Here is a 23,280-nt window from a genome sequence, read left to right on the forward strand (position 1 = left end):
CACCGAAGTAGTTGAACCTCAACAGGAAATTTCGCTGAACAGCAAGAAGGCGCCCACCAAAACTCTAGGAGCGCCACGCCTGTTCGATTGTAGAGCGTGGGTCGGACAACCGATCCGCCGCCGAACCGCCCGGGCGGAATCCTCAGCCGGGTCCGTATTCGATGTGGTGACGCAGCTGCTGCAGACCGGCCTCCATGTTGCGCGCCAGGATGCCGCGGGCCAGCTGGCCGGTGAGCCAGCCGGTGATCCGACCGGCGAACCGGACCTCCATGCTCATCGTCACCCGCGCCCCGTCGGCGGTCGGGTTCACCTCGATGCGGGCCCACTGCCGGGTGCCGCGCAGCGACTGCCAGCGCAGCGTGGCGACCGAGGGCGGCGGCACCCGCACCCGCCCGCCCACGTAGATCGAGCCGACGTTGAGATACAGGTCCCATTCCTCGCTGCCGTCGGCGTTGCGGGTGAGGAAGTCGAAACGCCCGAAGCTGCCCATGATGGGGAAGACCACCGCCGGGTCCGTGGCGATCTTGGCGACCTGGTCGACGGGGGACGCGATGCGCACCGCCCTGGTGACCCCTGCCATCAGCCGAGCACCGGAACCACGGTCTTGGCGGCCAGCCCGGACAGCGCCACCTGCATCGTCGAGGTCACATAGCCGTAGGCCTCGTCCCAGTCCGGATCGTCGCCGAAGTGTTCGCGCAGGTCGATCGGCGGCAGCACCTGGATGCGGATCTTGGCGGGGAACGGAACGTGGGGCAGGTCCCCGGGCAGCAGCCCCCACGGAACGCTCAGGCTCAGCGGCACCGATTTGACACGTAGCAACTTGTCGAAGCGCAGCAGCTTGGCGGTGCGGCGCCCGTCGTTGAGCACGAAGAAGGTCTCCTGGCCGCCGACGGCGACGACGGGCACGATCTTGACCCCGGCCGCGTGCGCCAGCTTCATGAACCCCTGCCGGCCGTCGAACATGATCTTGTTGCGGTCCCGCCAGCGACGCAGGGCGTCGACGTCACCGCCGGGGTAGACCAGCACGTTGGCACCGGCCCGCAACAGGTTGGCCGCGGTCTTGGGCCGTGCCAACACGATGCCCATCTTGCGGGCGATCGTCCCCATCCACGGGGTGCGCAGCACGATCTCGTGGGCAAGGGCGGCCAACGGTCGGCCCTCCACCGTGAAATAGGTGTGGTAGGCCAGGGTGAACACGAACGTGTCCGGCGACATCGACCCGCCGCTGTGGTTGCCGACGAACAGCACCGGCTCGTCGGGCACGTTCTCGAATCCGCTGACCTCGGCGCGAAAGTACAGGCGCGCCCACAGCCAGAAGCGGGGCAGCATCTTGCGGATGAACTCCGGGTCGCGGTCGGCGAGTTCATCGGGTATCGACGGCGTGGCTTGCCCCGTCACCCGTCCCGAATCATCCTGCGGCCCAGTCACGACGACGTCCTCTCTGCTTCTGGCCGCTCGGGGGCACCCCCCTGCGGTCCCTCCGAGTTTTCCACGACCGGCCCGGTTTGGTGGCGGTTCACCCGATTACCGACAGCGCGATCCCGTCGAGAATGTCGTGTTCGCTGACGATCAGCTCGGTGAGCCCGGCGCGCTGTTGCAGCGTGGCGGCCAACTGCGCCGCGACGATCGCCCCGCCCCCGATGACATCGACGCGGCCGGGATGCATCGGCCCCAGCGCCGCCCGCTCGGCGCGCGTCATCGTGATCAACCGGTCGCAGGTCTGCTGTAGCCGGTGATGGTCGATGCGAGACAGGTGAATGGCGGCCGGGTCGTAGTGCGTGAGCCCGTGGGCCAACGCTGAGAGGGTGGTCATGGTGCCGGCGACCCCGACCCAGGTGTGGGCCCGCTCGACCGGCACCGCCGCCAGCGCGGCGGCGATCTGGTCGTCGACGACGCGGCGGGCCGCGGCGATCTGATCGGCGGTCGGCGGGTCCGATCGCAGGCATCGTTCGGTGAGCCGCACGCACCCGATGTCGGCGGAGTAGCTGGCCAGAACGTCGGCTCCTGGGTCCCGACGCTCACCGAGCACCACCTCGGTCGACCCGCCCCCGAGGTCGACGACGATCAGCGGCGCGGTGCCGTGGGTGGCGACGTCGAGGTCGGCCACCGCCCCGGCGAACGACAGGGCCGCCTCCTCGGTGCCGCTGATCACCTCGGCGACGGCCCCGGGCACCGCCGCACCGAGCTCGCGGGCGGTCATCGCGAAGAACGCGTCGCGGTTGCTGACGTCGCGGGCCGCCGACGTCGCGACCATCCGCACCCGCTGAACCCGGTGCGCGGTGAGCAGCCCGGCGTAGTCGCTGAGCGCAGCACGGGTGCGTTCGATAGCCTCGGGGGCGAACGCCCCGGTGGCGTCGACGCCCTGGCCCAACCGGACGATGCGCATCTCGCGGTGCAACTCGCGCAGCGTCGCGCCGTCCGGCTCGGCGATGAGCAGCCGAATCGAGTTGGTGCCGCAGTCGATCGCCGCGACCGGCCCGGCGGGACTCACGGTGCTCGCCGGGCTCACCGCCACCGCCCCGGTTCGAGGATCCCGGCCATGGCGGGTTCGTCGGCCAACAGCGCCAGCGCTTCATCGCCGAACGGGTTGACCCCGGGCCCGGCCGCCAGCGAATGGGCGATCAGCACGTGCAGGCATTTGACCCGGTCGGGCATCCCGCCGGCGGAGACATCCGTGCCCAGCTGCGCGATCGCGTCGCGGTCGGCCAGGTACGCCTCGTGGGCGGCCCGGTAGGCGGCCGCCAGGTCGGGATCCTCACGGAGTCGTTCGGTCATCTGCGCCATCAGCCCAGCGGATTCCAGTCGGCTCGCCGCCGCGGTCAGCACCGGGTGCGTCAGGTAGTACACGGTCGGAAACGGCGTTCCGTCAGGCAGTTTCGGCGCCGTCGTCACGACCGCGGGCTCCCCGTTGGGGCAGCGGTAGGCGATCGCGACCACGCCGCGCGGGGTCCGGCCCAGTTGACGGGCGACAGCGTCGAGGTCGGCGTGATCAACCACCGGGCGGCCCCGGCGGTGGTGGCGGTCCCGGCGGCGGCGGTCCGGGTGGCCCAGGCGGCCCCGCCGGCGCGGGCGGCGGGCCGTGCGGCGCGTCGGCGATGGTGTGCCACAGCGCGGTGTACCAGGGGTCGCCGTTGGTGATCGCTTCCGGGGCCATGCCGGGGTGCTGCGGGGTCTCCGGGGTCGGCGGCAACTGCACCTGGTAGGGCACTTCACCGGGCATGACGAAACCGAGCCGTTCGCGGGATTGAGCGGCGATGTAGGCCGGGTCGGCCAGCTTCTCCTTCTGCTGTTCCAACTCGGTGATCTGTTGGCGCAGAGCATCTTCGGAGGCCTGAAGCTGTCGCATCTCGGTGCGTTGGGCGAAGTAGGTGCGCAGCGGCGGTCCGGTGGTCAGGGTCAGCACACAGACCACCACCGCCAGAATGGCCGCACGCCCGGCGGTGAGGCCCAGGCGTTGCTCGGCGCGATCCTCGGCGGCCTCGGCAATTCCCTGGCGGATCGGGTCGATCCGCGCGACCGCGGTCGACTCCGGCTTGCCCCGGGCTTCCGCGCCGCCACGACGCGGCGCCACCTTGCGGGGCCGGCCCCGCGTCCGTTCCCCGCCCCGGGCCGGCCGGGACGCTGGTGGGCGCCGCTTGGGTTCCGACATCGGCGACTGGGGCTACTTCGTCTCCGGGACGTACCGCGGGAAGGCCAGATCGCCGGCGTAGCGGGCAGCGTCGCCGAGCGCCTCCTCGATACGCAACAGCTGGTTGTATTTGGCGACGCGTTCGCTGCGGGCGGGCGCACCGGTCTTGATCTGCCCGCAGCTGACCGCCACCGCCAGGTCGGCGATCGTGGTGTCCTCGGTCTCGCCGCTGCGGTGACTCATCATCGTGCGGTATCCGCTGCTGTGCGCCAGCGCCACCGCGTCGAGGGTCTCGGTGAGCGTGCCGATCTGGTTGACCTTCACCAACAGCGCGTTGGCCGCGCCACGTTCGATGCCGTCCTCGAGACGCTCGGGGTTGGTGACGAACAGGTCGTCGCCGACCAACTGCACCCGATCCCCCAGGGTGGTGGTCAACGCCACCCAGCCGTCCCAGTCGTCTTCGGACAGCGGGTCTTCGATCGAGACCAGCGGATAGTTGCCGAGCAGGTCGGCGTAGAACTCGGCCATCTGGGCCGGGGTGCGGGTCTGCTTCTCGAACGCATAGCCACCGTTGCTGCCACCGTTGCTGCCACCGTTGCTGTAGAACTCGGTGGCCGCCACGTCGAGGGCCAACGCCACGTCGGCGCCGAGCTGGTAGCCGGCCGCCTCGATGGCCTGGCTGATCAGGTCCAGCGCGGCGGTGGTGCCGGCGACGTCGGGGGCGAACCCGCCCTCGTCGCCGAGCCCGGTCGACAGGCCCTGCTTTTTGAGCACCGACTTGAGCGAGTGGTACACCTCGGTGCCCCACCGCAGCGCCTCGGCGAAGGTGGGGGCCCCGATCGGGGCGACCATGAACTCCTGGACGTCGACGCCGGTGTCGGCGTGGGCGCCGCCGTTGAGGATGTTCATCATCGGCACCGGCAGCACGTGGGCGTTCGGTCCGCCCAGGTAGCGGAACAGCGGCAGCCGCGCCGACTTGGCGGCCGCCTTGGCCACCGCCAGCGACACCCCGAGGATGGCGTTGGCGCCCAGCCGGGACTTGTCCGGGGTGCCGTCGAGGTCCAGCAGAGCCTGGTCGACCAGCCGCTGGTCGGCGGCGTCGAAGCCGGCGACCGCCGCGGCGATCTCCTCGCGCACCGCGCGCACCGCCTTCTGCACCCCTTTGCCGCCGTAGCGGTCCCCGCCGTCACGCAGTTCGACGGCCTCGTGCTCACCGGTGGAGGCGCCGGAGGGCACCGCAGCACGCGCCAGCGACCCGTCGGCCAGCCCGACCTCCACCTCGACGGTGGGGTTGCCGCGGGAATCGAGGATTTCGCGGGCACTGACCTGCTCGATGATGGGCACGGGGTTCTCCTTGTTCGACGCGGTTCTCACGGGGCCGGCGGTGCCGATGCTGCTGTTGTCATAGTGGGTGACCTGCCGCGTAGGCGGCAGCCCAGTCTCGCACAATACGTGCGTACTGCTCGGAGTGGTTGTAGGCCCGCAGCGCCGCGACCCACCCCTCGGCGGTGTCGAGGTCCTTGCCGCGGAAACACAGATACCCGGCGGCGGTCAGCGCGGCGTCGTCGATGTTGTCCGGGCTGATGATGCCGTCGTTGTTGGCGTCGACCCCATACAGGCGCCAGGTCTCCGGGATGAACTGCATCGGCCCGAGGGCGCGCACCACCCCGTCGTCGTCGGCGAGGTCGCCGGCGTCGGGGTCGACGATGTGCTGAGTGCCGCCGGTGCCGTCGAGGCGCAGACCCCGGATCGGGGGGCGCACGTCGCCGTTGGATTCCAGACGGGCATCGGCGTAGGTGCCGTGGCGGCTCTCCACCTGGCCGATGCCGGCCAGCGTTGTCCACCGGATCCGGCAGTTGGGGTTCTCCACCTCGGCGACCCGGGCGGCGTAGGCGTAGGCCTCCAGGGCGGTGGCGGGAATGTCGAGCCGTTCGGCGCGTTCGGCGGCCCAGTCGGAGAGCTGGTCGGCGCCGCGGCCCTCGGCGTAGGTGTTGATCGGCGGCACCGGGTCACCGGGCGGCGGGGGCACGCCGTCGGGCAGCCGCGAACTCAGCTGCCACGAGCAACTGAACACCAGCAGCAGCACCGTCACGCTCAGGACGGCGACCACCCGCAGCCAACGCACCGTCGACACAGAACTCCCTTACGCCCCTTTTTTGCCCGGACCATCGTCCCACGGCCCGTAGCCGGCCTCCCTCGCACGCGAGGGTATAGCGTCAGCCTGCGAGCCCGGCACCGCTCACCGTGGCCGACCTCCGATCAAGGACCGCCACGATGGTTGTGAATGCCCTCGGCGCGGCGCCGCCGGCGACCGCATCACCCCTGGTCGCCGGCGTGCTGATCGGTGTGCGGCTGGCGGCGGGCACCGCACTGGCGCTGGCGGTGATCGCCGCCCTGCTGCCCGGCCCGCACCGTCGCGGCGGGCTGCGCCGGCTCGCCGGGGGCATCGGTGCGGGCGCCGCGGGCGGGGTGGCGGTCACGCTGGCGGTCCAGCGGGCGCCGGTGAACGAGGCGACCTCGGCCGCCGTGGTCGCGGTGTCCGCCCTGCTCAGCGCACTCGCCCTGCTGGCGGTGCTGGCCTTTCCCCGCGCCTGCACCGGCCCCCCGCTGATTCTGGTGGGGCTGGTGGTGACCGCCCGTGCGGCGGTGGCCGCGGCGCGGGATCTCGGCGGCTACGCCGGCCAGGGTGCGCCCGAGCCACTGGCCGGGGTGGCGCTGGGGATCGCGGTGGCCGCGGCGACGGGGCTGCTCGGCTACGGCGTGGCGCGCCGGGGGCCGCGGCGGGCCGCCGAGATGGCCGCCGGGACCCTCGGGGTGCTGGTGGCCGCCGGTGCCGCCTCGGCCGGTGTCGGCGGCCTGCAGCACAGCGGTCACTTCCCGGGGGCCACCCACCGGGCGGTCGACACCCTGGGCTGGGCGGGCTGGTGGTCCCCGCCGGGTGCGACGCTGCGGGCGGTCTTCGGCCTCACCCCGACGCCGACCGTGGCGCAGGCCGTCATCTGGGCGACGACGGTGGCCGCGGCGACGGCGGTTGCGGTGTGGCGGTGGCGCTCGGCCAGGCCGAACGCCACTGCGCCGCGCTGATCGGCGCGCCCGCGGTGTGGCCTGCGGCGGCGATGCGCGCTTCGGCGTGGCGCACCTGACCGGCGAACGCCAGCGCCGCCGAACGCAGCCGCACCTCGGCGTCGAGGCCGTCGTCGAGGTGCACCACTCCCAGCGCGGCGGGGATCAACTGCTCGGGCACACCGGCCCGTCGGGCGCGGTGGGTCACCTTCTGCGCCAGCGCCAACGCGGGCTGGCCGGTCGGAACATCGTCGAGGATCGAAGAACGTTGCCGTTCAACGGCTTTGCTTTTCTCCCAGTGGAGGATCTGTTCGGTGCGCGACACCGACTCCCCGGCAAGAACATTCGCCGACCTGGTGCGCAGCTTGTTCACCAGCGATTCGGCGACGTCGTCGATGCTGAACGGCTGGTCGTCGGCTTCTTCAGCGATGCGGGCGTGAAACAGCACTTGCAGCAACACATCACCGAGTTCGGCGCGCAATTCGCCGGGGTCGCCGGCGTCGATGGCGTCGAACAGTTCGTAGGTCTCCTCCAGCAGGAACCGACGCAGCGAGGCGTGGGTCTGTTCGCGCTCCCACACCCCGTCGGTGCGCAGCCGGTCCATCACCGCGACCGCATCGAGCAGCCGCGCCCCGCGGGCCTTATCCGGTGCGCCGATCAGTGCCGCCCCGGCGGCCAGGCGTGCGGTCACCGCCGGATGGGTGCGCTGCGAGGAGATCAGGGTCGGTGCATCCGGGCGGGTGTCCACCGGGTGCGCTGCGGGCAGCAGGGCGCCCAACTCAGCCACCTCGTCGGTGTAGGCGACCTCACCGGTCAGCAGCGCGACGGCTCGGGCCGGCACCAGCAGGGGGCGGGCGGATTCGACCAGCACGACCGTCATGCCCGGTTTACCCCTCTCCGGCGCCCCCGGATCCGACCGGGACACCCTCCGCGGTTATATCAACCGAACCGGCCGGTTTGCCGTCCAATGCGGTGAGCAGGTCGGCGACCATCTGGACGAGCTCCAGATCCCGCAGCCGCGGCGAGCCCACCCCGGCCCCGGATCGCGGGATCGGCACCGCGACGGTGGCGGTGGTCGCCCGGTACCGCGCCCCCGGGTAGACGCGTTTGAGCCGCACCTGCGCGGAGTCCGGCAACACCAGCGGCGCCAGCCGCAGCGTGGTCTCCGAGACCGTCGCGACCTCGGTGACCCCGTGGCCGCGGCACAGCAGCCGCAGCCGGGCCACCGCCACCAGCAGCCGCGCCGGGGTGGGCAGCGGCCCGTAGCGGTCGGTGAGCTCCTCGACGACCCCGCCGACCGCGGCGTCGTCGACGGCGGCGGCCAACCGCCGGTAGGCCTCCAGGCGCAGCCGGTCGCTGTCGATGTAGTCCGGCGGCAGGTGGGCGTCGACGGGCAGGTCGATGCGCACCTCCTTGGGTTCCTCGGTGAGCACGGTCTGCCCGTCGGCGGCCGCGCGGTAGGCCTCGACGGCCTCGCCGACCAGCCGCACGTACAGATCGAACCCGACCCCGGCGACGTGCCCGGACTGTTCGACGCCGAGCACGTTGCCCGCCCCGCGGATCTCCAGGTCCTTCATCGCCACCGCCATGCCCGCACCCAGCTCGTTGTTCTGGGCGATGGTGGCCAGCCGGTCGTGGGCGGTCTCGGTCAGCGGGCTCTCCCGCGGATACAGGAAGTAGGCGTAACCGCGTTCCCGGCCGCGGCCGACCCGTCCGCGCAGCTGGTGCAGCTGGGAGAGGCCGAAGGTGTCGGCCCGTTCGACGATCAGGGTGTTGGCGTTGGAGATGTCCAGCCCGGTCTCCACGATCGTCGTGCACACCAGGATGTCGTGCTCGCGGTTCCAGAACGCCTGCACGGTCGATTCCAGCAGCTCTTCGGGCATCTGGCCGTGGGCCACCGCCACCCGGGCCTCCGGGACCAGCGCGCGCACCCGGGCGGCGGCCTCGTCGATCGAGCGCACCCGGTTGTGCACGTAGAACGCCTGCCCGTCGCGCAGCAGCTCGCGGCGCAGCGCCGCGGCGATCTGCTTGTCGTCGTGGGCGCCGACGTAGGTCAGCACCGGGTAGCGCTCCTCGGGCGGGGTGAGGATCGTCGACATCTCCCGGATGCCGGCCAGGCTCATCTCCAGGGTGCGCGGGATGGGGGTCGCGCTCATCGTCAGCACGTCGACGTGGCTGCGCAGCGCCTTGATGTGTTCCTTGTGTTCGACGCCGAAGCGTTGCTCCTCGTCGACGATGATCAGCCCGAGGTCCTTCCATCGCACCGCGGTCTGCAAAAGCCGGTGGGTGCCGATGACGATGTCGACCGACCCGTCGGCCATCCCGTCGATGGTGGCGCGTGAGTCGGTGGCGTCGGTGAACCGCGACAGGCCCTTGACGGTGACCGGGAACCCGGCCATCCGCTCGGTGAACGTCTGCAGGTGCTGGTCGGCCAGCAGCGTGGTGGGCACCAGCACCGCGACCTGTCGGCCGTCCTGCACGGCCTTGAACGCCGCGCGCACCGCGATCTCGGTCTTGCCGTAGCCGACGTCGCCGCAGATCACCCGGTCCATCGGCACCGGCTTCTCCATGTCGGCTTTGACCTCGGTGATCGCGGTGAGCTGGTCGACGGTCTCGGTGAACCCGAACGCGTCCTCCATCTCGGCCTGCCAGGGGGTGTCCGGGGCGAACGCGTGGCCGGGGGCGGCCTGGCGTTTGGCGTAGAGCGCGACGAGTTCGGTGGCGATCTCGGCGACCGCGCGCCGCGCCTTGGTCTTGGTGTTGGTCCAGTCGCTGCCGCCGAGGCGGGACAGCGCCGGGGTCTGGCCGCCGACGTAGCGGGAGAGCTGGTCGAGGGAGTCCATCGGCACGTAGAGCTTGTCGGTGAGCTTGTCGGTGCCACCGCGTTTGGCCGAGGCGTATTCGAGCACCACGTATTCGCGGCGCGCCCCGCCGACGGTGCGCTCGGTCATCTCGACGAACTTGCCGATGCCGTGCTGGTCGTGGACCACCAGGTCGCCGGCGCTCAGCGCCAGCGGGTCGACGGTGTTGCGGCGCTTGGCCGCCAGCCGTTTGCCGGTCGGCGCGGTGGCGCGGTTGCCGGTCAGGTCGGCCTCGGTGAGGATGACCAGCTCGGCGCCGGAGACGATCACCCCGTCGTGCAGCGGGCCGGCCAGCACCGCCACCGCGCCGGGGGCGGGGGTAGCGCCAGGCTCCAATACCGTTGCCGGAGTGTTGGATTCGCTGAGTTGTTCCACGGTGCGCCGCGCGGTGCCGATGCCGGGGGTGACCACCGCGGCCACCCCGCCGGTCGCGATGTGGGCGCGCAGCATCGCGAACAGCGACTCGAGCCCGGTCAGTCCGCCCTGGCGGTCGCGGGCGGTGGGCGCGGCGCGCACGTCGAGCTCGACGGCGTCGGGATCGTGCAGCTGGCTCAGCGTCCACCACGGGTGCCCGCCGGCCTCGGCGGCGGCGATCACCTCGGCGAGGTCGACGAACCCGGATCCGCCGAGCTGTTCGACGTCGATCGGGGCGTCCGCGCCGAGGGCGGCCACCGACCAGGACGCCTCCAGGAACTCCCGTCCGGTGGTGATCAGGTCGGCAGCGCGGGTGCGGACCTTCTCCGGGTCGCAGACCAGCACCGCCGCCCCGGCGGGCAGCTCACCGGTGAGCAGGGTCAGCGCGTCGGGGTGCAGCACCGGCAGCAACGCCTCCATGCCGTCGGTGGGGATGCCGTCGGCCAGCTTGGCCAGCAGGTCGCCCACCCCGCCGGTGATCGCGGTGTCGGTGCTCGGCTGCACCCCGGCCAGGTCGGCCGCCCGTGCCCGCACCGCGTCGGTCAGCAGCAGTTCCCGGCACGGGACCGCGACGAGCGCGTCGACCTCGATGTCGGGGATCGAGCGCTGATCGGCCACGGAGAACAGCCGCATCTCGGTGACCTCGTCGCCGAAGAACTCGACGCGCACCGGGTGCTCGGCGGTCGGCGGGAACACGTCGAGGATGCCGCCGCGCACCGCGAACTCCCCGCGCCGCCCGACCATGTCGACGCGGGTGTAGGCCAGCTCCACCAGCCGGGTGATGATCTCGTCGAACGGGGTCTCGGCGCCGACGCGCATCGTGACCGGCTCGATGTCACCGAGCCCGGCGACCATCGGCTGCAACAGCGAGCGCGCGGTGGTCACCACCACCTGCAGCGGCGGGCCCAGGGCGGGGTCGTCGGGGCGGGCCAGCCGGCGCAGCACCAGCATGCGCGCCCCGACGGTGTCCACCCCCGGGGAGAGCCGCTCGTGGGGAAGGGTCTCCCAGGACGGGAACAGCGCCGCGGCGTCACCGAGGACCGCGCGCAGCTCGGCGGTGAGGTCGTCGGCCTCGCGGCCGGTCGCGGTGACCACCAGCACCGGGGTGGCCCGGGCGAGTGCGGCCGCGACGAACAGCCGTGCGCTGGCCGGGCCGACGAGGTCGCGGCGCGCGGGCGCGGCGCCCGCGGTCGCGGCCAGCTCGGTGAAAACGGGTGCGGACAGCGCCAGCTCGACCAGGCCGGCGAGCGGGGTGGCTGGGCGGGGCTGCCCCGGGGAGGTCATTGGCGTCATTGTATGCGTCGCGATTTACGTTGCGGCAGTGGCCAAAAGCGCGTGACCGCGGCCACAGTCCGCCGGGTCGGTCGGGCGGGTCAGTGGTCCGGGTCAGTCGTCCTGCAGCACCGGGTCGGCCTCCAGGTGGGTCAGCCCGTTCCACACCAGGTTGACCAGGTGGGCGGCCACCACCTCTTTCTTCGGTTCGCGGGCATCGAGCCACCACTGGGCGGTCATCGACACCGAACCGACCAGCGCCTGGGCGTACAGCGGGGCCAGGTCGGGGTCCAGGCCGCGGCGGGCGAAATCCCCGGCCAGGATCGAGGCGACCTGGCTGACCGCGTCGTTGAGCAGGCTGGAGTAGGTGCCGGCGCTGATCGCCGCCGGGGAGTCGCGGATCATGATCCGGAACCCGTCGGTGCGTTCCTCGACGTAGGTCAGCAGCGCCAGCGCCACCCGCTCCACTCGGACCCGGGAGCGGTTGTTGGTCAGCGACGAGGTGATGCCGTCGAGCAGCGCGGACATCTCGCGGTCGACCACCACCGCGTACAGGCCTTCCTTGCCGCCGAAGTGCTCGTAGACGACCGGTTTGGAGACCTGCGCGCGTTGGGCGATCTCCTCGATCGAGGTGCCGTCGTAGCCGCGTTCGGCGAACAGCGACCGGGCGATGTCGATGAGCTGGTGACGGCGCTCGGTGCCGGTCATCCGGGCCCGGGGCGCCCGGCCGTCCTTCTCCGGTGCTGCCACGGCACCCAGCGTATCGGCTCCGATAGAGTTCCTGATGCGATCCGTCGTGGTGTAATCGGCAGCACATCAGATTTTGGTTCTGAGAGTTCAGGTTCGAGTCCTGGCGACGGAGCTCGTTGCGGCTCTGTGGGCCGACCCGTGGTCGGGGCGAACCGGACGGATGCACCGTGGCTTTGGTGGACGGGCGCCCGCGGTGACACCCTGGACACGCTCGACACAGCGGGCACGGCGCCCCCGCCGCCGAGGACGGGCCCGCGTCACCCGGCAGGCTGGGAGGTTGGATGACACGCCACGACGAGACCGCGGTGCTGGTGCTGGCCGCCGGGGCCGGCACCCGGATGGCCTCCGACACCCCCAAGGTGCTGCACACCCTGGCCGGGCGTTCCATGCTCGCCCATGCGCTGCACTCGATCGCCGCGACCAGCCCCGCCCACCTGGCGGTGGTGCTCGGCCACGACCGGGAGCGCATCGCCCCGGTGGTCGCCGAACTCGCCGCGGACCTGGGGCGCGACATCGACGTGGCGGTGCAGGACCAGCAGCTGGGCACCGGGCACGCCGCCCAATGCGGGCTGGCCGCGCTGCCGGAGGACTTCGACGGCGTGGTGATCGTGACCTCCGGGGACACTCCCCTGCTGGACGCGGCCACGCTGACCGGTCTGCTCGACGCGCACCGCGCCGCACCGGCGGCGGTGACGGTGCTGACCACCACGCTGGCCGACCCGACCGGCTACGGGCGCATTCTGCGCACCCAGGACGGCGAGGTCATCGCGATCGTCGAGCAGGCCGACGCCACCGCCTCGCAGCGGCAGATCCGCGAGGTCAACGCCGGGGTGTACGCGTTCGACGTGGCGGTGCTGCGCTGGGCGCTGGGCCAACTGGACTCCGACAACGCCCAGCACGAGCGCTACCTCACCGACGTCGTCGGCATCGTGCGTGACGCCGGGCGGGTGGTGGCCGCCCAGCACGTCGACGACGCCGCGCTGGTGGCCGGGGTCAACAACCGGGTGCAGCTGGCGGCGTTGGCCGCCGAGCTCAACCGGCGCATCGTGGCCGGCCACCAGCTGGCCGGGGTGACCGTCATCGACCCGGCCACCACCTGGATCGACGTCGACGTCACCCTCGGCCGCGACACGGTGATCGCCCCGGGCACCCAGCTGCTCGGCGGCACCCGCATCGGCGCGCACTGCACCGTCGGCCCGGACACCACCCTGGCCGACGTCACCGTCGGCGACCACGCCTCGGTGGTGCGCACCCATGGCGGGGCGGCGGTGATCGGACCCGGCGCGACCGTCGGCCCGTTCACCTACCTGCGCCCGGGCACCGTGCTCGGCGCCGACGGCAAGCTGGGGGCGTTCGTGGAGACCAAGAACGCCACCATCGGCACCGGCACCAAGGTGCCGCACCTGACCTACGTCGGCGACGCCGACATCGGCGAGCACTCCAACATCGGCGCCTCCAGCGTGTTCGTCAACTACAACGGCGAGACCAAGCAGCGCACCACCGTCGGATCGCACGTGCGCACCGGGTCGGACACCATGTTCATCGCCCCGGTCACCGTCGGCGACGGCGCCTACACCGGCGCGGGCACGGTGCTGCGCGAGGACGTGCCGCCCGGCGCGTTGGCGGTCTCGGCCGGTCCGCAACGCACGATCCCCGGCTGGGTGGCCCGCAAACGCCCCGGCAGCGCCGCGGCGCGCGCCGCCGAGGCCGCCGAACACCCGGGCGGGCCACCGCGGTGAGTTGGCCCGACCCGCTCACGCGCACCCCGACCGGCTCCGTAGGATGAGCGCGACAAAAACCCGTTGGCATTCCATCGGCCCGATCTCAACTGCGGGGGCAGCACGTGACCTATGACTGGGTGGACAACCGCAAGAACTTGATGTTCTTCTCCGGGCGGGCGCATCCCGAGCTGGCCGAGCAGGTGGCCAAGGAACTCGATGCCCACGTCACCGAGCAGACCGCCCGCGACTTCGCCAACGGCGAGATCTTCGTGCGGTTCAACGAGTCGGTGCGCGGCTGCGACGCGTTCGTGCTGCAGTCCCACCCGGCCCCGCTGAACAAGTGGCTGATGGAACAGCTGATCATGATCGACGCGCTCAAGCGGGGCAGCGCCAAACGGATCACCGCGATCCTGCCGTTCTACCCCTACGCCCGGCAGGACAAGAAGCACCGCGGCCGCGAACCGATCTCGGCGCGCCTGGTCGCCGACCTGCTCAAGACCGCCGGTGCGGACCGCATCGTCACCGTGGATCTACACACCGACCAGATCCAGGGGTTCTTCGACGGGCCGGTCGACCACATGCGCGGCCAGGCGCTGCTGTGCAACTACATCTCCGACAACTACTCCGGCCACGACATGGTGGTGGTCTCCCCCGATTCCGGGCGGGTGCGCATCGCCGAGAAGTGGGCCGACTCGCTGGGCGGTGTTCCGCTTGCCTTCATTCACAAGACCCGCGACCCGCGGGTGCCCAACCAGGTGAAGTCCAACCGGGTGGTCGGTGAGGTGGCCGGCAAGACCTGCATCCTCATCGACGACATGATCGACACCGGTGGGACCATCGCCGGCGCGGTGCAGCTGCTGCACGACGACGGCGCCGGGGACGTGATCATCGCCGCCACCCACGGGGTGCTCTCCGAGCCGGCCTCGCAGCGGCTCGCCGATTGCGGGGCCCGCGAGGTGATCGTCACCAACACCCTGCCGATCGCCGAGGAGAAGCGGTTCCCGCAGCTCACGGTGCTCTCGATCGCGCCCCTGCTGGCGAGCACGATCCGGGCGGTGTTCGAGAACGGCTCGGTGACCGGCCTCTTCGATGGAGACGCATGACATGTCCGACCCGGTGATCTACCACAACCCGCGCTGCTCCACCTCGCGCAAGACCCTGGCGCTGCTGCGCGAGGGCGGCGCCGAGCCGACGGTCGTGGAGTATCTGAAAACCCCGCCGACCCGCGAGCAGCTGGCGACCATGATCGCCGACGCCGGGATCGCGGTGCGCGACGCGGTGCGCACCGGGGAGGCGGTGTATGCGGAGTTGGACCTCGCCGACGCCGACGACGACGCGCTGCTCGACGCGATGGTCGCGCACCCGATCCTCATCCAGCGCCCGTTCGTCACCACCGACAAGGGCACCCGGCTGGCCCGACCGATCGAGAACGTCACCGAGATCCTGTGAGTGCGGTGCCGGTCGGGGTGGCAGCACGGCTGCTCGCCGGCGCGGCGCTCGCCGCGGTCGCGCTGAGCGGCTGCCAGTCCGGTAGCCCCGACTACCAGTCGATCTGGACCTCCCCGGCCACCACGACCACCACCGACGACGGCGACGACGGCGAGAAGCCGGTACCGATCGCCGACTATCTCGAGGAGCACCAGGTCAGCGGCGAGCTGGTCGCCCCGGCCGACCTCACCGACCTGCGGGTGTCGATCCCCACCCCGCCCGGCTGGTCGCCGTCGACCAACGAGCACTACTCGCCGGAGGCGGTGGCGATCGCCAAAGACGACAACTATCCGATCGCGATCCTGCTGGTGATGGCCCTCGACGGCGACTTCGACGTGGCCGAGGCGATCAGCCACGGCAACGGCGACGCCCGGATCAACGAGAACTTCACCGAGTTGGAGACCTCCGACGCCGACTTCAACGGGTTCCCGTCGACGATGATCGAGGGCAGCTACGACTATCTGGGGCAGCGGCTGCACAGCTACAACCGGATCGTGATCCCCACCGTCGGCGACGACCAGCGCTACCTGGTGCAGCTGACGATCACCAGCCTCGCGCAGGAGACCGTCACCCACTCCGATGACATCGAGGCGATCATCGGCGGATTCACCGTCGCCGCGGTGTAGGACGCGTCGCCGCGGTCACTACAGTGGGCGCCATGACCGAGTGGACCGCCGCCGATTTGCCGTCGTTTGCCGGGCGCACCGTGATCGTCACCGGCGCCAACAGCGGACTCGGGGAGGTGACCGCCGGAGAGTTGGCGCGGGTCGGGGCCCGGGTGATCCTGGCGGTCCGCGACACCGGCAAGGGCGACGCCGCCGCGGCGGCCATGACCGGCGACGTCGAGGTGCGCGAGCTGGATCTGGCCGACCTGGCGTCGGTGCGCCGGTTCGCCGACACCGTCGATCGGGTCGACGTGCTGGTCAACAACGCCGGGATCATGGCGGTGCCCTACGGGCTGACCGTCGACGGTTTCGAATGTCAGATCGGCGTCAACCACCTCGGCCATTTCGCGTTGACGAACCTGCTGTTGCCCAGGCTGGCCGACCGGGTGGTGACGGTCTCCTCGACCGCGCACTACGCCGGCTACATCAGTGTGAAGGACCTCAACTGGAAGTCGCGACCGTATTCGGCGTGGCTGGCCTACGGCCAGTCCAAACTGGCCAACCTGCTGTTCACCGGTGAGCTGCAGCGCCGGCTGGTCCGGGCCGGCTCGCCGGTGCGGGCGCTGGCCGCCCACCCCGGCTACTCGGCGACCCATCTGCAGGGCCGCTCCGGTCGGCGGCTCTCCGACACCCTGATGCTGACCGTCGGCAACCGGTTTATGGCCACCGACGCCGCGTTCGGGGCCCGCCAGACCCTATTCGCGGTGAGCCAGGATCTGCCCGGGGACACCTTCGTCGGGCCCCGGTTCGGGGTGCGCGGCCCCAGCCGGCCGGTGGGTCGCAGCGTGCTGGCCCGCCGCCCCGGCACGGCGGGCCGGCTGTGGCGGCTCTCCGAGCAGCTCACCGAGGTGGAATTTCCGCTCTGAGGCGCGGGTGCGCTAGCCTGGGTCGCTGAACTGACGTCACGGCGAGGGTGGCCGACAACCGCGTCGACCACCGTTATCGACGGCGACCCGATTCTCCCCCGGTGTCCCCGGGGGTTGTCGCGAGCCTGGCCGTGTGCCCGAACCACAGGAGCGACATCATGGCGAAAGCGTCGACCACCAAGACCAACGACCTGCCGGCATGGCTGCGGACCGAGACCGGCAAGGGCGCGTCGCGGCGCGCCCGGCGCAACGGCCGGGTGCCGGCGGTGCTCTACGGCGGCGGTGACGAGCCGCGGCACCTGGAGCTGCCGGCCCACGACTTCGCCGCGGTGCTGCGCAACGCCGGCACCAACGCGGTGCTCACCTTGGATCTGGAGGGCACCGAGCAGCTCGCGCTGACCTGGGCGCTGGACATCCACCCGATCCGGCGCACCATTCAGCACGCCGACCTGCTGGTGGTGCGCCGCGGCGAGAAGGTGGTCGTCGAGGTCACCGTCGAGATCGTCGGCGACGCCGCCCCGGGCACCCTGGTCTACCAGGAGCTGAGCACCATCGAGATCGAGGCCGAGGCGCTGTCGATTCCCGAGCACCTCACCGTCTCGGTGGCCGACGTCGAGGCCGGCACCCAGTTCCTCGCCGGCGAGGTCCGTCTGCCCGAGGGCGTGACCCTGGTGACCGACCCGGAGGCGCTGGTGGTCAACGTCGTCGAGGCGCCGACCGCCGAGGAGTTGGGCACCGAGGAGACCGAGGAGTCCGCCGAGGAGGGCGCGGCCGAGCCGGCCGCCGAGCCCGAGGCCGAGTAGCCGGGGCGACATGGCCGAGCCGCTGTTGGTGGTCGGCCTGGGCAACCCGGGGCCGAACTACGCGAGCACCCGGCACAATGTCGGGTTCATGGTGGCCGAGGTGCTGGCCGCCCGGATCGGCGCGGGGTTCACGGTGCACAAACGCTCCGGCGCCGAGGTGGTCACCGGCCGCCTCGGCGGCCGGTCGGTGGTGGTGGCCAAGCCGCGCTGCTACATGAACGAGTCCGGGCGCCAGGTCGGCCCGCTGGCGAAGTTCTTCTCCGCACCACCGGGTCAGGTGGTGGTCGTCCACGACGACCTGGATCTCGACTTCGGCCGGATCCGGCTGAAATGCGGTGGCGGCGAGGGCGGCCACAACGGCTTGCGTTCGATCGCATCGGCGTTGGGCAGCAAGGACTTCCAGCGGGTGCGGATCGGCATCGGCCGTCCGCCCGGGCGGATGGATGCCGCCGCGTTCGTGCTGCGCCCGTTCAGCGCCGCCGAGCGCCCCGAAGTGCCGACGATCTGCGAGCAGGCCGCCGATGCGGCGGAACTGCTCATCGAGCAGGGTCTCGAGCCCGCCCAGAACATCGTCCACGCCTGGCCCTGACCGGACCGGGCCGGGCCGGGGAGGCTTCTAGGTGACCAGGGCCGCGGAGTTGGCGCGGCGCAGCTTGCCCGACGGGGTTTTCGGGATGGTGCCCGGGCCGAGCACCACCACGTTGCGGGGGCGCACGTCGACCTCGGTGACCACCTCGTGGGCCACCTGGTGCTCGATGCGCCGCACCTCGGCGGGGTCCTTGTAGGCGTTGGACTCCACCGCCACCGCGAACGTCTCGCGGGAGTGCCCGGCGTCGAGGCGCACCGCGACCGCGCACCCGGGGCGCACACCCTCCACCCGGCCGGCGGCCCGCTCGATGTCGGTCGGGTAGATGTTGCGCCCGGCCATGATGATGACGTCCTTGACCCGGCCGCAGACCACGATGTGGCCGTTCTCCATCAGGTAGCCGAGGTCGCCGGTGTCATACCAGCCGTGCTCGTCCTGGGCGGGCAGGAACCCGGCCATCGTGATGTAGCCGGGGGTGACCGGTTCGCCGCGCAACTGGATGACCCCCACGCCGCGGGGCGGAACGACGTTGCCGTCATCGTTGACGATGCGGGCCTCCAGACCCTGCAGCAGCGGGCCGAGGGAGGCCAGCCGGCGGGTGTTGCCCTTGGTCGCCGGCACCGCCTGGCGCAGCGCGGCCAGAAGGTCGGCGTCGACCTCGTCGACGACCAGGCCGTCGCCGAGCTCGGAGAACGACACCGCCAGCGTCGTCTCGGCCATGCCGTAGGCCGGCATGATCGCCTCGGGGCGCAGGTTGAACGGCTTGCCCGCCTCGATGAGGTCTTCGACGTCGGCCGGCTCCACCGGTTCGGCCCCCGACAGCGCGAACCGCAGCGAGGACAGGTCGAACTGGCCCGGCTTGGCCTGTTTGCGCAGCCGTTTGGCGAACAGCGAATAGGCGAAGTTGGGCGCCGCGGTCATCGTGCCCTTGTACTTGTCGATCAGCTTCGCCCACAGCAGGGTGTCGCGCAGGAAGTCCATCGGGGTGACCTTGACCAGCTCGACACCGAAGTACATCGGCACGGTGAGGAAGCCGATCATGCCCATGTCGTGGAAGCAGGGCAGCCAGCTGAGCATGACGTCGTTGCCGGTGGGGTCCATCTTGGCGCCGACGAACATCGCCTCGGCGTTGGAGTGGATGTTGCGGTGGGTGATCTGCACCGCCTTCGGCGAGCCGGTCGACCCCGACGTCAGCTGCATCAGCGCCAGGTCGTCCTCACCGGTGTCGACCGGGTCGATCGGCTCGGCGTCGAGCAGTTCGGCGACGGTGACGGTCTTGATGCCCTTCTCGGCGAGCACCGGGGCGGCGGCCATGAACGGGTCGGAGATGATGACGACCCGAGCCTCGATCATCTCGACGACGGTGAGGGTGTCCTCGGCCCACACCGCCAGGTCGGTGCGCGGGGTCGGCTGGTGCAGCATGGTCAGGCTGGCGCCGCGCATCCACAGCCCCTGGGCGACCGGGGCGATCTCCACCGGGGCGCCGGCGAGCACACCGACGACGCCGCCGGGCCCGACCTCGTTGGCGGCCAGGCCCCCGGCGATGCGGCGGGCCCGCTCGTGCACCTCCAGCCAGGTGTGGCGCACCGGCGCGTGCGGCTCACCGGTCACCATGCCCTTGCTGCTTTCGCGGGCATTGCGGAACATTGTGTCGGTAAACCTGCTCACGACAACCTCCTGGCCGGCCCTGGGTTTCTCATGGTCCACCCGGCGGGCCATGCTGAGTAACCGCCACGCGCACACAGTTGGGCAGCGATTATGTCTCGATTCGGTGGGCGGTGACGGCCGTCGACGAATCCCACCCGCACCGCGTCACGTGCGCCGGTCGGGGTCATCGTCCGTTGACCGTTATTCCTCACCGCCGATATCTTAAACTCCTCTTAAGTAACTACCAAACTCTCCGGCGTTTTGCGGCCCGCGTCACATCCGCCGCCGCGCGCGGTGCGCTGGTCTCAGGTCCGCAGCGACGGTGTGGACGGCGTCGGCGGGGTGGGCACCACCTGCGCACCCTGCACCGGGCCGCTGACCACCCGCAGGGTGCGGCACACCCCGGCTCCGGCCAGCTCGGCGCCGATGTCGACCGCGGCGGCCGCCGAGGAGCACAGGAACGCGCACGTCGGGCCGGATCCGGAGACCAGGGCGGCCAACGCCCCGGCCTCGGTGCCGGCCCGCAGGGTGCGGCGCAGCGCCGGGGCGAGGCTGATCGCCGCGGCCTGCAGGTCGTTGCCGAGCAGCCCGGCCAACTGACGCGGGTCCCCGGCGGTCAGCGCCGCCAGCACCGCCTCGGGTTCGGCCGGGGTGGCGTCGGGGGCGGTGTCGGGGGTGGCTTCGGCGCGCAGCCGGTCGAGTTCGGCGAAGACCGCCGGTGTGGCCAGCCCGCGGTCGGCGAACGCCAACACCCAGTGGAACGTGTTGCGGGCCAGCACGGTCGCCAGCTGTTCCCCGCGGCCGGTGCCCAGCGCGGTGCCGCCGTGCAGCGCGAACGGCACGTCGCTGCCCAGCCGCGCGGCCAGCGCGTGCAGATCCGCGCGCGGAACCCCCAGCTCCCACAGCTCGTCGATGGCCACCAGCACGCCGGCCGCGTCGGCGCTGCCGCCGGCCATCCCGCCGGCGACCGGGATGGACTTGTCGATGGAGATCGCCAGGTCGGGGGTCCGGCCCACGTAGTCGGCCATCAGCTCGGCGGCCCGCCACGCCAGGTTGGTCGCATCGGTGGGCAGCTCCCCGGCGCCCTCACCGGTGAACTGCAGCGACAACACATCGGCGTCGCGCACGGTGACGTCGTCGAACAGCGACACGGCATGAAACACCGTGGTCAGTTCGTGGTAGCCGTCGTCGCGGAGGTCGCCGACGGCCAGATACAGGTTCACCTTGCCGGGCACACGCACCGTGACCGCACCGGTTGGGAGCCACTCGGTGGCGGCGCTGCCGTCGGACACGGCCCACAGGCTACCCAGGTCGCGGCGCGGGGGCGCTCAGGCCCGCCGCGGCGGCGCGGTCAGGCGGTGTCGGTGGCCAGCCGCACGAAGTCCTCGATGCGCAGCGTCTCGCCGCGCCGGCCCGGGTCGATCCCGGCGGCGGCCAGGCGGTGTTCGGCCTGCGGGCCGGATCCGGCCCAGTCGGTGAACGCGTTGCGCAGCGTTTTGCGGCGCTGCCCGAACGCGGTGTCGATGAGGGTGAACACCCGGCGGCGAAACGCGGCGTCCTGCGGCCACGGCGGCCGGTCGTAGCGGTCGATGCGCACCAGCCCGGAGTCCACCCGCGGCACCGGCCAGAACACCGTCGGCGCCACGGTGCCGGCGCGGCGCACCCGGCCGAAGAACCGTGCCTTGACGCTGGGCACCCCGTAGTGTTTGCCGCCCGGTTCGGCGGCCAGCCGCTCGGCGACCTCCAACTGCACCATCACCGTCAGGGTGCGCAGCGTCGGGAACTCCGCCAGCAGGTGCAGCAGCGCGGGCACCGCGATGTTGTAGGGCAGGTTGGCCACCACCGCGGTCGGCGCGTCGGGCAAGAGCCCGACGGTCAGGGTCACGATGTCGTGGTCGAGCACGGTGAGATGCTCGGCGGCGTCGGGGGCGTGTTCGGCGATGGTGCGCGGCAGCCGGGCGGCCAGCACCGGGTCGACCTCCACCGCGGTGACGCGCGCGCCGGTCTGCAGCAGCGCCAGGGTCAGCGACCCCAGGCCCGGGCCGACCTCGAGGATGTGGTCGTCGGCGCCGATACCGGCGAGGGCGGCAACGCGGCGCACGGTGTTCGCGTCGTGGACGAAGTTCTGGCCCAGCGATTTACGCGGGTGCAGCCCCAGTTCGGTGGCGAGTGACCGGATCTCGGCGCGGCCGAGAAACCGGATCGTCAACGGCGGCCGCTACACACCGGCCATGCACCCCAGCCCTGGCGGGCCTGGGTGACCTCCGCGATGGCGATCTGCTCGTCGCGGGTGGCCAGGTCGGCGCGGGGGGCGTATTTCAGCCCGCCGTTGGCGATCCAGGTGCCGTAGTCGAACTGGACACCGCCGTAGTAGCCGTTGCCGGTGTTGATCGCCCAGTTGCCGCCGGACTCGCATGCGGCGATGCGGTCCCAGGCGGTGCCGTAGGCCGACTCGGGCACGTCGGTGCCCTCCTTGGTGCCGACCCGCACCACCGAGTCACGCGCGGGGGTGATGACGGTGTTGGCGACCGGCAGCCGGCCGGTCTCCACGCCGTTGACGGTGGCCACCGCGTACGTCACGTCTTGGAGGCCCTCGGTGCCCGGGTCCTCGACGACCTCACGGCTCATGTTCATCTCGGGGTCCTCGATGCGCTGCGCGTTGGGCTCCAGCGGTGCCCGCTCGGTGACCTTGTTGACCCGCACCCGGGTCACGGCGATGTGCATGCCGTCGGTGATCGGGGTCGCCGCCGGCGGCTCGACGGTGTCGCGCTGCTGCAGCGGGATGTCGGCGGCGCGCAGCAGGGCGGCCACGTTCGGGGCGGCCAGGTGCACGGTGCGGACCTGCCCGCCGTCGTCGATCACCACGTCCTTGGCGCTGACCACGGGCAGGGCCATGCCGGCCAGCGGCACCCGGCTGCTGCGGTTGGCGGCCACCGGCGCGGCCTCGGTCAGCGCCAGCTGCTCGAGGGCCTCGTCGACGGTGGCGGCGGTGGTCCACACCTTCTTCGGGGCCTGCCCGTCCAGCGAGATCTCCATCGGCCGGCTGCGGCGCAGCACGATGGTGTCGTCGTCGCCGACGGTGCTGTCGGCACCCGGGTACACCTCGTCGCGCTCGCCGATGTCGAAGCCGTTCTCGGCGACGATGTCGGCCACCCGCGACTTCATCGTCGACACCGTGGTCGGCGTGCCGTCGACGTTGAGGGTGACGGTCTTCTGGGCGGCGACGGCGTAACCGCCGGCGAAGGTCAAGGTGACCAGCAGCGCCGCGACCACGATGCGCAGCAGCGGCGAGGGCTCCTGGTGCAGCTTGGCAAGTACGTTCACAGTGCTACTTTCCCGACTTCCGCTGGCTCCACCGGGCCTCCCGGTCGACGCCAGACACGAAAAGTGCCCGACTAACGGGCACTGGATAACAAGACGGTAACGAATTGGCCTCCGTTTGGGCAACCCCGCACTCCGGCGGCGGGACTGGTCAGGGCGCCAGTCCGTAGGCGCGGCGCGCGGTGGCGGCCGTGG

At 71.6% G+C, this 23,280-nt stretch carries 22 protein-coding genes and 1 tRNA gene; 9 read left to right on the forward strand and 14 right to left on the reverse strand.

The annotated features are described in order from the left end of the window. Positions 1 to 142: 142 nt before the first annotated feature. The 7 genes from B8W67_RS17450 to B8W67_RS17480 form a co-directional block, all read right to left on the reverse strand. Positions 143 to 580, reverse strand: coding sequence for an SRPBCC family protein (locus B8W67_RS17450; protein WP_084228555.1), 438 nt, complete (start codon positions 578 to 580; stop codon positions 143 to 145). After that, positions 580 to 1,428, reverse strand: a complete 849-nt coding sequence (locus tag B8W67_RS17455; protein ID WP_069391427.1) for a lysophospholipid acyltransferase family protein — start codon at positions 1,426 to 1,428, stop codon at positions 580 to 582. The genes B8W67_RS17450 and B8W67_RS17455 overlap by 1 nt, the downstream gene beginning before the upstream one ends. An 88-nt stretch (positions 1,429 to 1,516) precedes the next feature. Next, positions 1,517 to 2,509, reverse strand: coding sequence for a Ppx/GppA phosphatase family protein (locus B8W67_RS17460; RefSeq protein ID WP_272937732.1), 993 nt, complete (start codon positions 2,507 to 2,509; stop codon positions 1,517 to 1,519). Continuing rightward, positions 2,506 to 2,997 carry a DUF501 domain-containing protein gene (locus B8W67_RS17465; RefSeq protein ID WP_069391426.1) on the reverse strand — a complete coding sequence of 164 codons (492 nt, stop codon included), beginning with the start codon at positions 2,995 to 2,997 and terminating at the stop codon, positions 2,506 to 2,508. The genes B8W67_RS17460 and B8W67_RS17465 overlap by 4 nt, the downstream gene beginning before the upstream one ends. Then, the gene (locus tag B8W67_RS17470) at positions 2,990 to 3,649 is read right to left on the reverse strand and encodes an FtsB family cell division protein (RefSeq protein WP_069391425.1); all 660 of its coding nucleotides are present in this window, start codon (positions 3,647 to 3,649) and stop codon (positions 2,990 to 2,992) included. The genes B8W67_RS17465 and B8W67_RS17470 overlap by 8 nt, the downstream gene beginning before the upstream one ends. Positions 3,650 to 3,661: 12 nt before the next feature. Continuing rightward, positions 3,662 to 4,972 carry a phosphopyruvate hydratase gene (gene eno / locus B8W67_RS17475; RefSeq protein ID WP_085305330.1) on the reverse strand — a complete coding sequence of 437 codons (1,311 nt, stop codon included), beginning with the start codon at positions 4,970 to 4,972 and terminating at the stop codon, positions 3,662 to 3,664. A gap of 58 nt (positions 4,973 to 5,030) precedes the next feature. Then, complete coding sequence (locus tag B8W67_RS17480) at positions 5,031 to 5,762, reverse strand: lytic transglycosylase domain-containing protein (protein WP_069391424.1); 732 nt, start codon at positions 5,760 to 5,762, stop codon at positions 5,031 to 5,033. A gap of 140 nt (positions 5,763 to 5,902) precedes the next feature. Between B8W67_RS17480 and B8W67_RS17485 the strand changes: the two genes are divergently transcribed. Beyond that, positions 5,903 to 6,712, forward strand: a complete 810-nt coding sequence (locus tag B8W67_RS17485; protein ID WP_133056143.1) for a hypothetical protein — start codon at positions 5,903 to 5,905, stop codon at positions 6,710 to 6,712. Here the strand turns inward: B8W67_RS17485 and B8W67_RS17490 are convergent. The 3 genes from B8W67_RS17490 to B8W67_RS17500 form a co-directional block, all read right to left on the reverse strand. After that, the gene (locus B8W67_RS17490) at positions 6,624 to 7,571 is read right to left on the reverse strand and encodes a nucleoside triphosphate pyrophosphohydrolase (RefSeq protein ID WP_085305324.1); all 948 of its coding nucleotides are present in this window, start codon (positions 7,569 to 7,571) and stop codon (positions 6,624 to 6,626) included. The genes B8W67_RS17485 and B8W67_RS17490 overlap by 89 nt on opposite strands. 7 nt (positions 7,572 to 7,578) lie before the next feature. Then, positions 7,579 to 11,250, reverse strand: coding sequence for a transcription-repair coupling factor (gene mfd, locus B8W67_RS17495; RefSeq protein ID WP_069391421.1), 3,672 nt, complete (start codon positions 11,248 to 11,250; stop codon positions 7,579 to 7,581). A 102-nt stretch (positions 11,251 to 11,352) separates the two neighbouring features. Beyond that, entirely contained in the window at positions 11,353 to 11,946 is a 594-nt protein-coding gene (locus B8W67_RS17500; RefSeq protein ID WP_069391420.1) for a TetR/AcrR family transcriptional regulator, read from the reverse strand. Positions 11,947 to 12,028: 82 nt separating this feature from the next. Between B8W67_RS17500 and B8W67_RS17505 the strand changes: the two genes are divergently transcribed. The 8 genes from B8W67_RS17505 to pth all read left to right on the forward strand — a co-directional run bounded on the left by B8W67_RS17505 (position 12,029) and on the right by pth (position 18,120). Then, positions 12,029 to 12,100, forward strand: a tRNA-Gln gene (locus tag B8W67_RS17505). Positions 12,101 to 12,269: 169 nt separating this feature from the next. Continuing rightward, positions 12,270 to 13,727 carry a bifunctional UDP-N-acetylglucosamine diphosphorylase/glucosamine-1-phosphate N-acetyltransferase GlmU gene (gene glmU, locus B8W67_RS17510; protein WP_069391419.1) on the forward strand — a complete coding sequence of 486 codons (1,458 nt, stop codon included), beginning with the start codon at positions 12,270 to 12,272 and terminating at the stop codon, positions 13,725 to 13,727. A 104-nt stretch (positions 13,728 to 13,831) separates the two neighbouring features. After that, the gene (locus B8W67_RS17515) at positions 13,832 to 14,812 is read left to right on the forward strand and encodes a ribose-phosphate diphosphokinase (RefSeq protein ID WP_069391418.1); all 981 of its coding nucleotides are present in this window, start codon (positions 13,832 to 13,834) and stop codon (positions 14,810 to 14,812) included. A gap of 1 nt (position 14,813) precedes the next feature. Further along, a complete protein-coding gene (gene arsC, locus B8W67_RS17520) occupies positions 14,814 to 15,158 on the forward strand; it encodes an arsenate reductase (glutaredoxin) (protein ID WP_085305326.1) in 345 nt (114 codons plus the stop codon). 5 nt (positions 15,159 to 15,163) lie between these two features. After that, a complete protein-coding gene (locus tag B8W67_RS17525; RefSeq protein ID WP_085305332.1) occupies positions 15,164 to 15,823 on the forward strand; it encodes an LpqN/LpqT family lipoprotein in 660 nt (219 codons plus the stop codon). Positions 15,824 to 15,855: 32 nt separating this feature from the next. Then, positions 15,856 to 16,728, forward strand: a complete 873-nt coding sequence (locus B8W67_RS17530; protein ID WP_085305328.1) for an oxidoreductase — start codon at positions 15,856 to 15,858, stop codon at positions 16,726 to 16,728. Between the two features lie 158 nt (positions 16,729 to 16,886). Continuing rightward, positions 16,887 to 17,531: a 50S ribosomal protein L25/general stress protein Ctc gene (locus tag B8W67_RS17535; protein ID WP_085305334.1), complete on the forward strand. Its 645-nt coding sequence runs from the start codon at positions 16,887 to 16,889 to the stop codon at positions 17,529 to 17,531. Positions 17,532 to 17,541: 10 nt separating this feature from the next. Continuing rightward, positions 17,542 to 18,120: an aminoacyl-tRNA hydrolase gene (pth, locus tag B8W67_RS17540; protein WP_069391415.1), complete on the forward strand. Its 579-nt coding sequence runs from the start codon at positions 17,542 to 17,544 to the stop codon at positions 18,118 to 18,120. 27 nt (positions 18,121 to 18,147) lie between these two features. Here pth and B8W67_RS17545 read toward each other — a convergent pair whose 3' ends face one another. From B8W67_RS17545 to B8W67_RS17565, 4 genes are all read right to left on the reverse strand, one after another. Beyond that, positions 18,148 to 19,785, reverse strand: a complete 1,638-nt coding sequence (locus B8W67_RS17545) for a fatty acyl-AMP ligase (protein WP_085305336.1) — start codon at positions 19,783 to 19,785, stop codon at positions 18,148 to 18,150. A gap of 284 nt (positions 19,786 to 20,069) precedes the next feature. Further along, positions 20,070 to 21,056 (reverse strand): 4-(cytidine 5'-diphospho)-2-C-methyl-D-erythritol kinase, encoded by a 987-nt coding sequence (locus B8W67_RS17555; RefSeq protein WP_069391414.1) that lies wholly within the window; start codon positions 21,054 to 21,056, stop codon positions 20,070 to 20,072. Positions 21,057 to 21,115: 59 nt separating this feature from the next. Continuing rightward, a complete protein-coding gene (gene rsmA, locus B8W67_RS17560; RefSeq protein ID WP_069391413.1) occupies positions 21,116 to 21,973 on the reverse strand; it encodes a 16S rRNA (adenine(1518)-N(6)/adenine(1519)-N(6))-dimethyltransferase RsmA in 858 nt (285 codons plus the stop codon). Then, a complete protein-coding gene (locus B8W67_RS17565; RefSeq protein WP_069391412.1) occupies positions 21,970 to 23,088 on the reverse strand; it encodes a resuscitation-promoting factor in 1,119 nt (372 codons plus the stop codon). The genes rsmA and B8W67_RS17565 overlap by 4 nt, the downstream gene beginning before the upstream one ends. Positions 23,089 to 23,280: the final 192 nt, after the last annotated feature.

The organism is Mycolicibacillus koreensis (assembly GCF_002104795.1).
GTDB lineage: Bacteria > Actinomycetota > Actinomycetes > Mycobacteriales > Mycobacteriaceae > Mycobacterium > Mycobacterium koreense.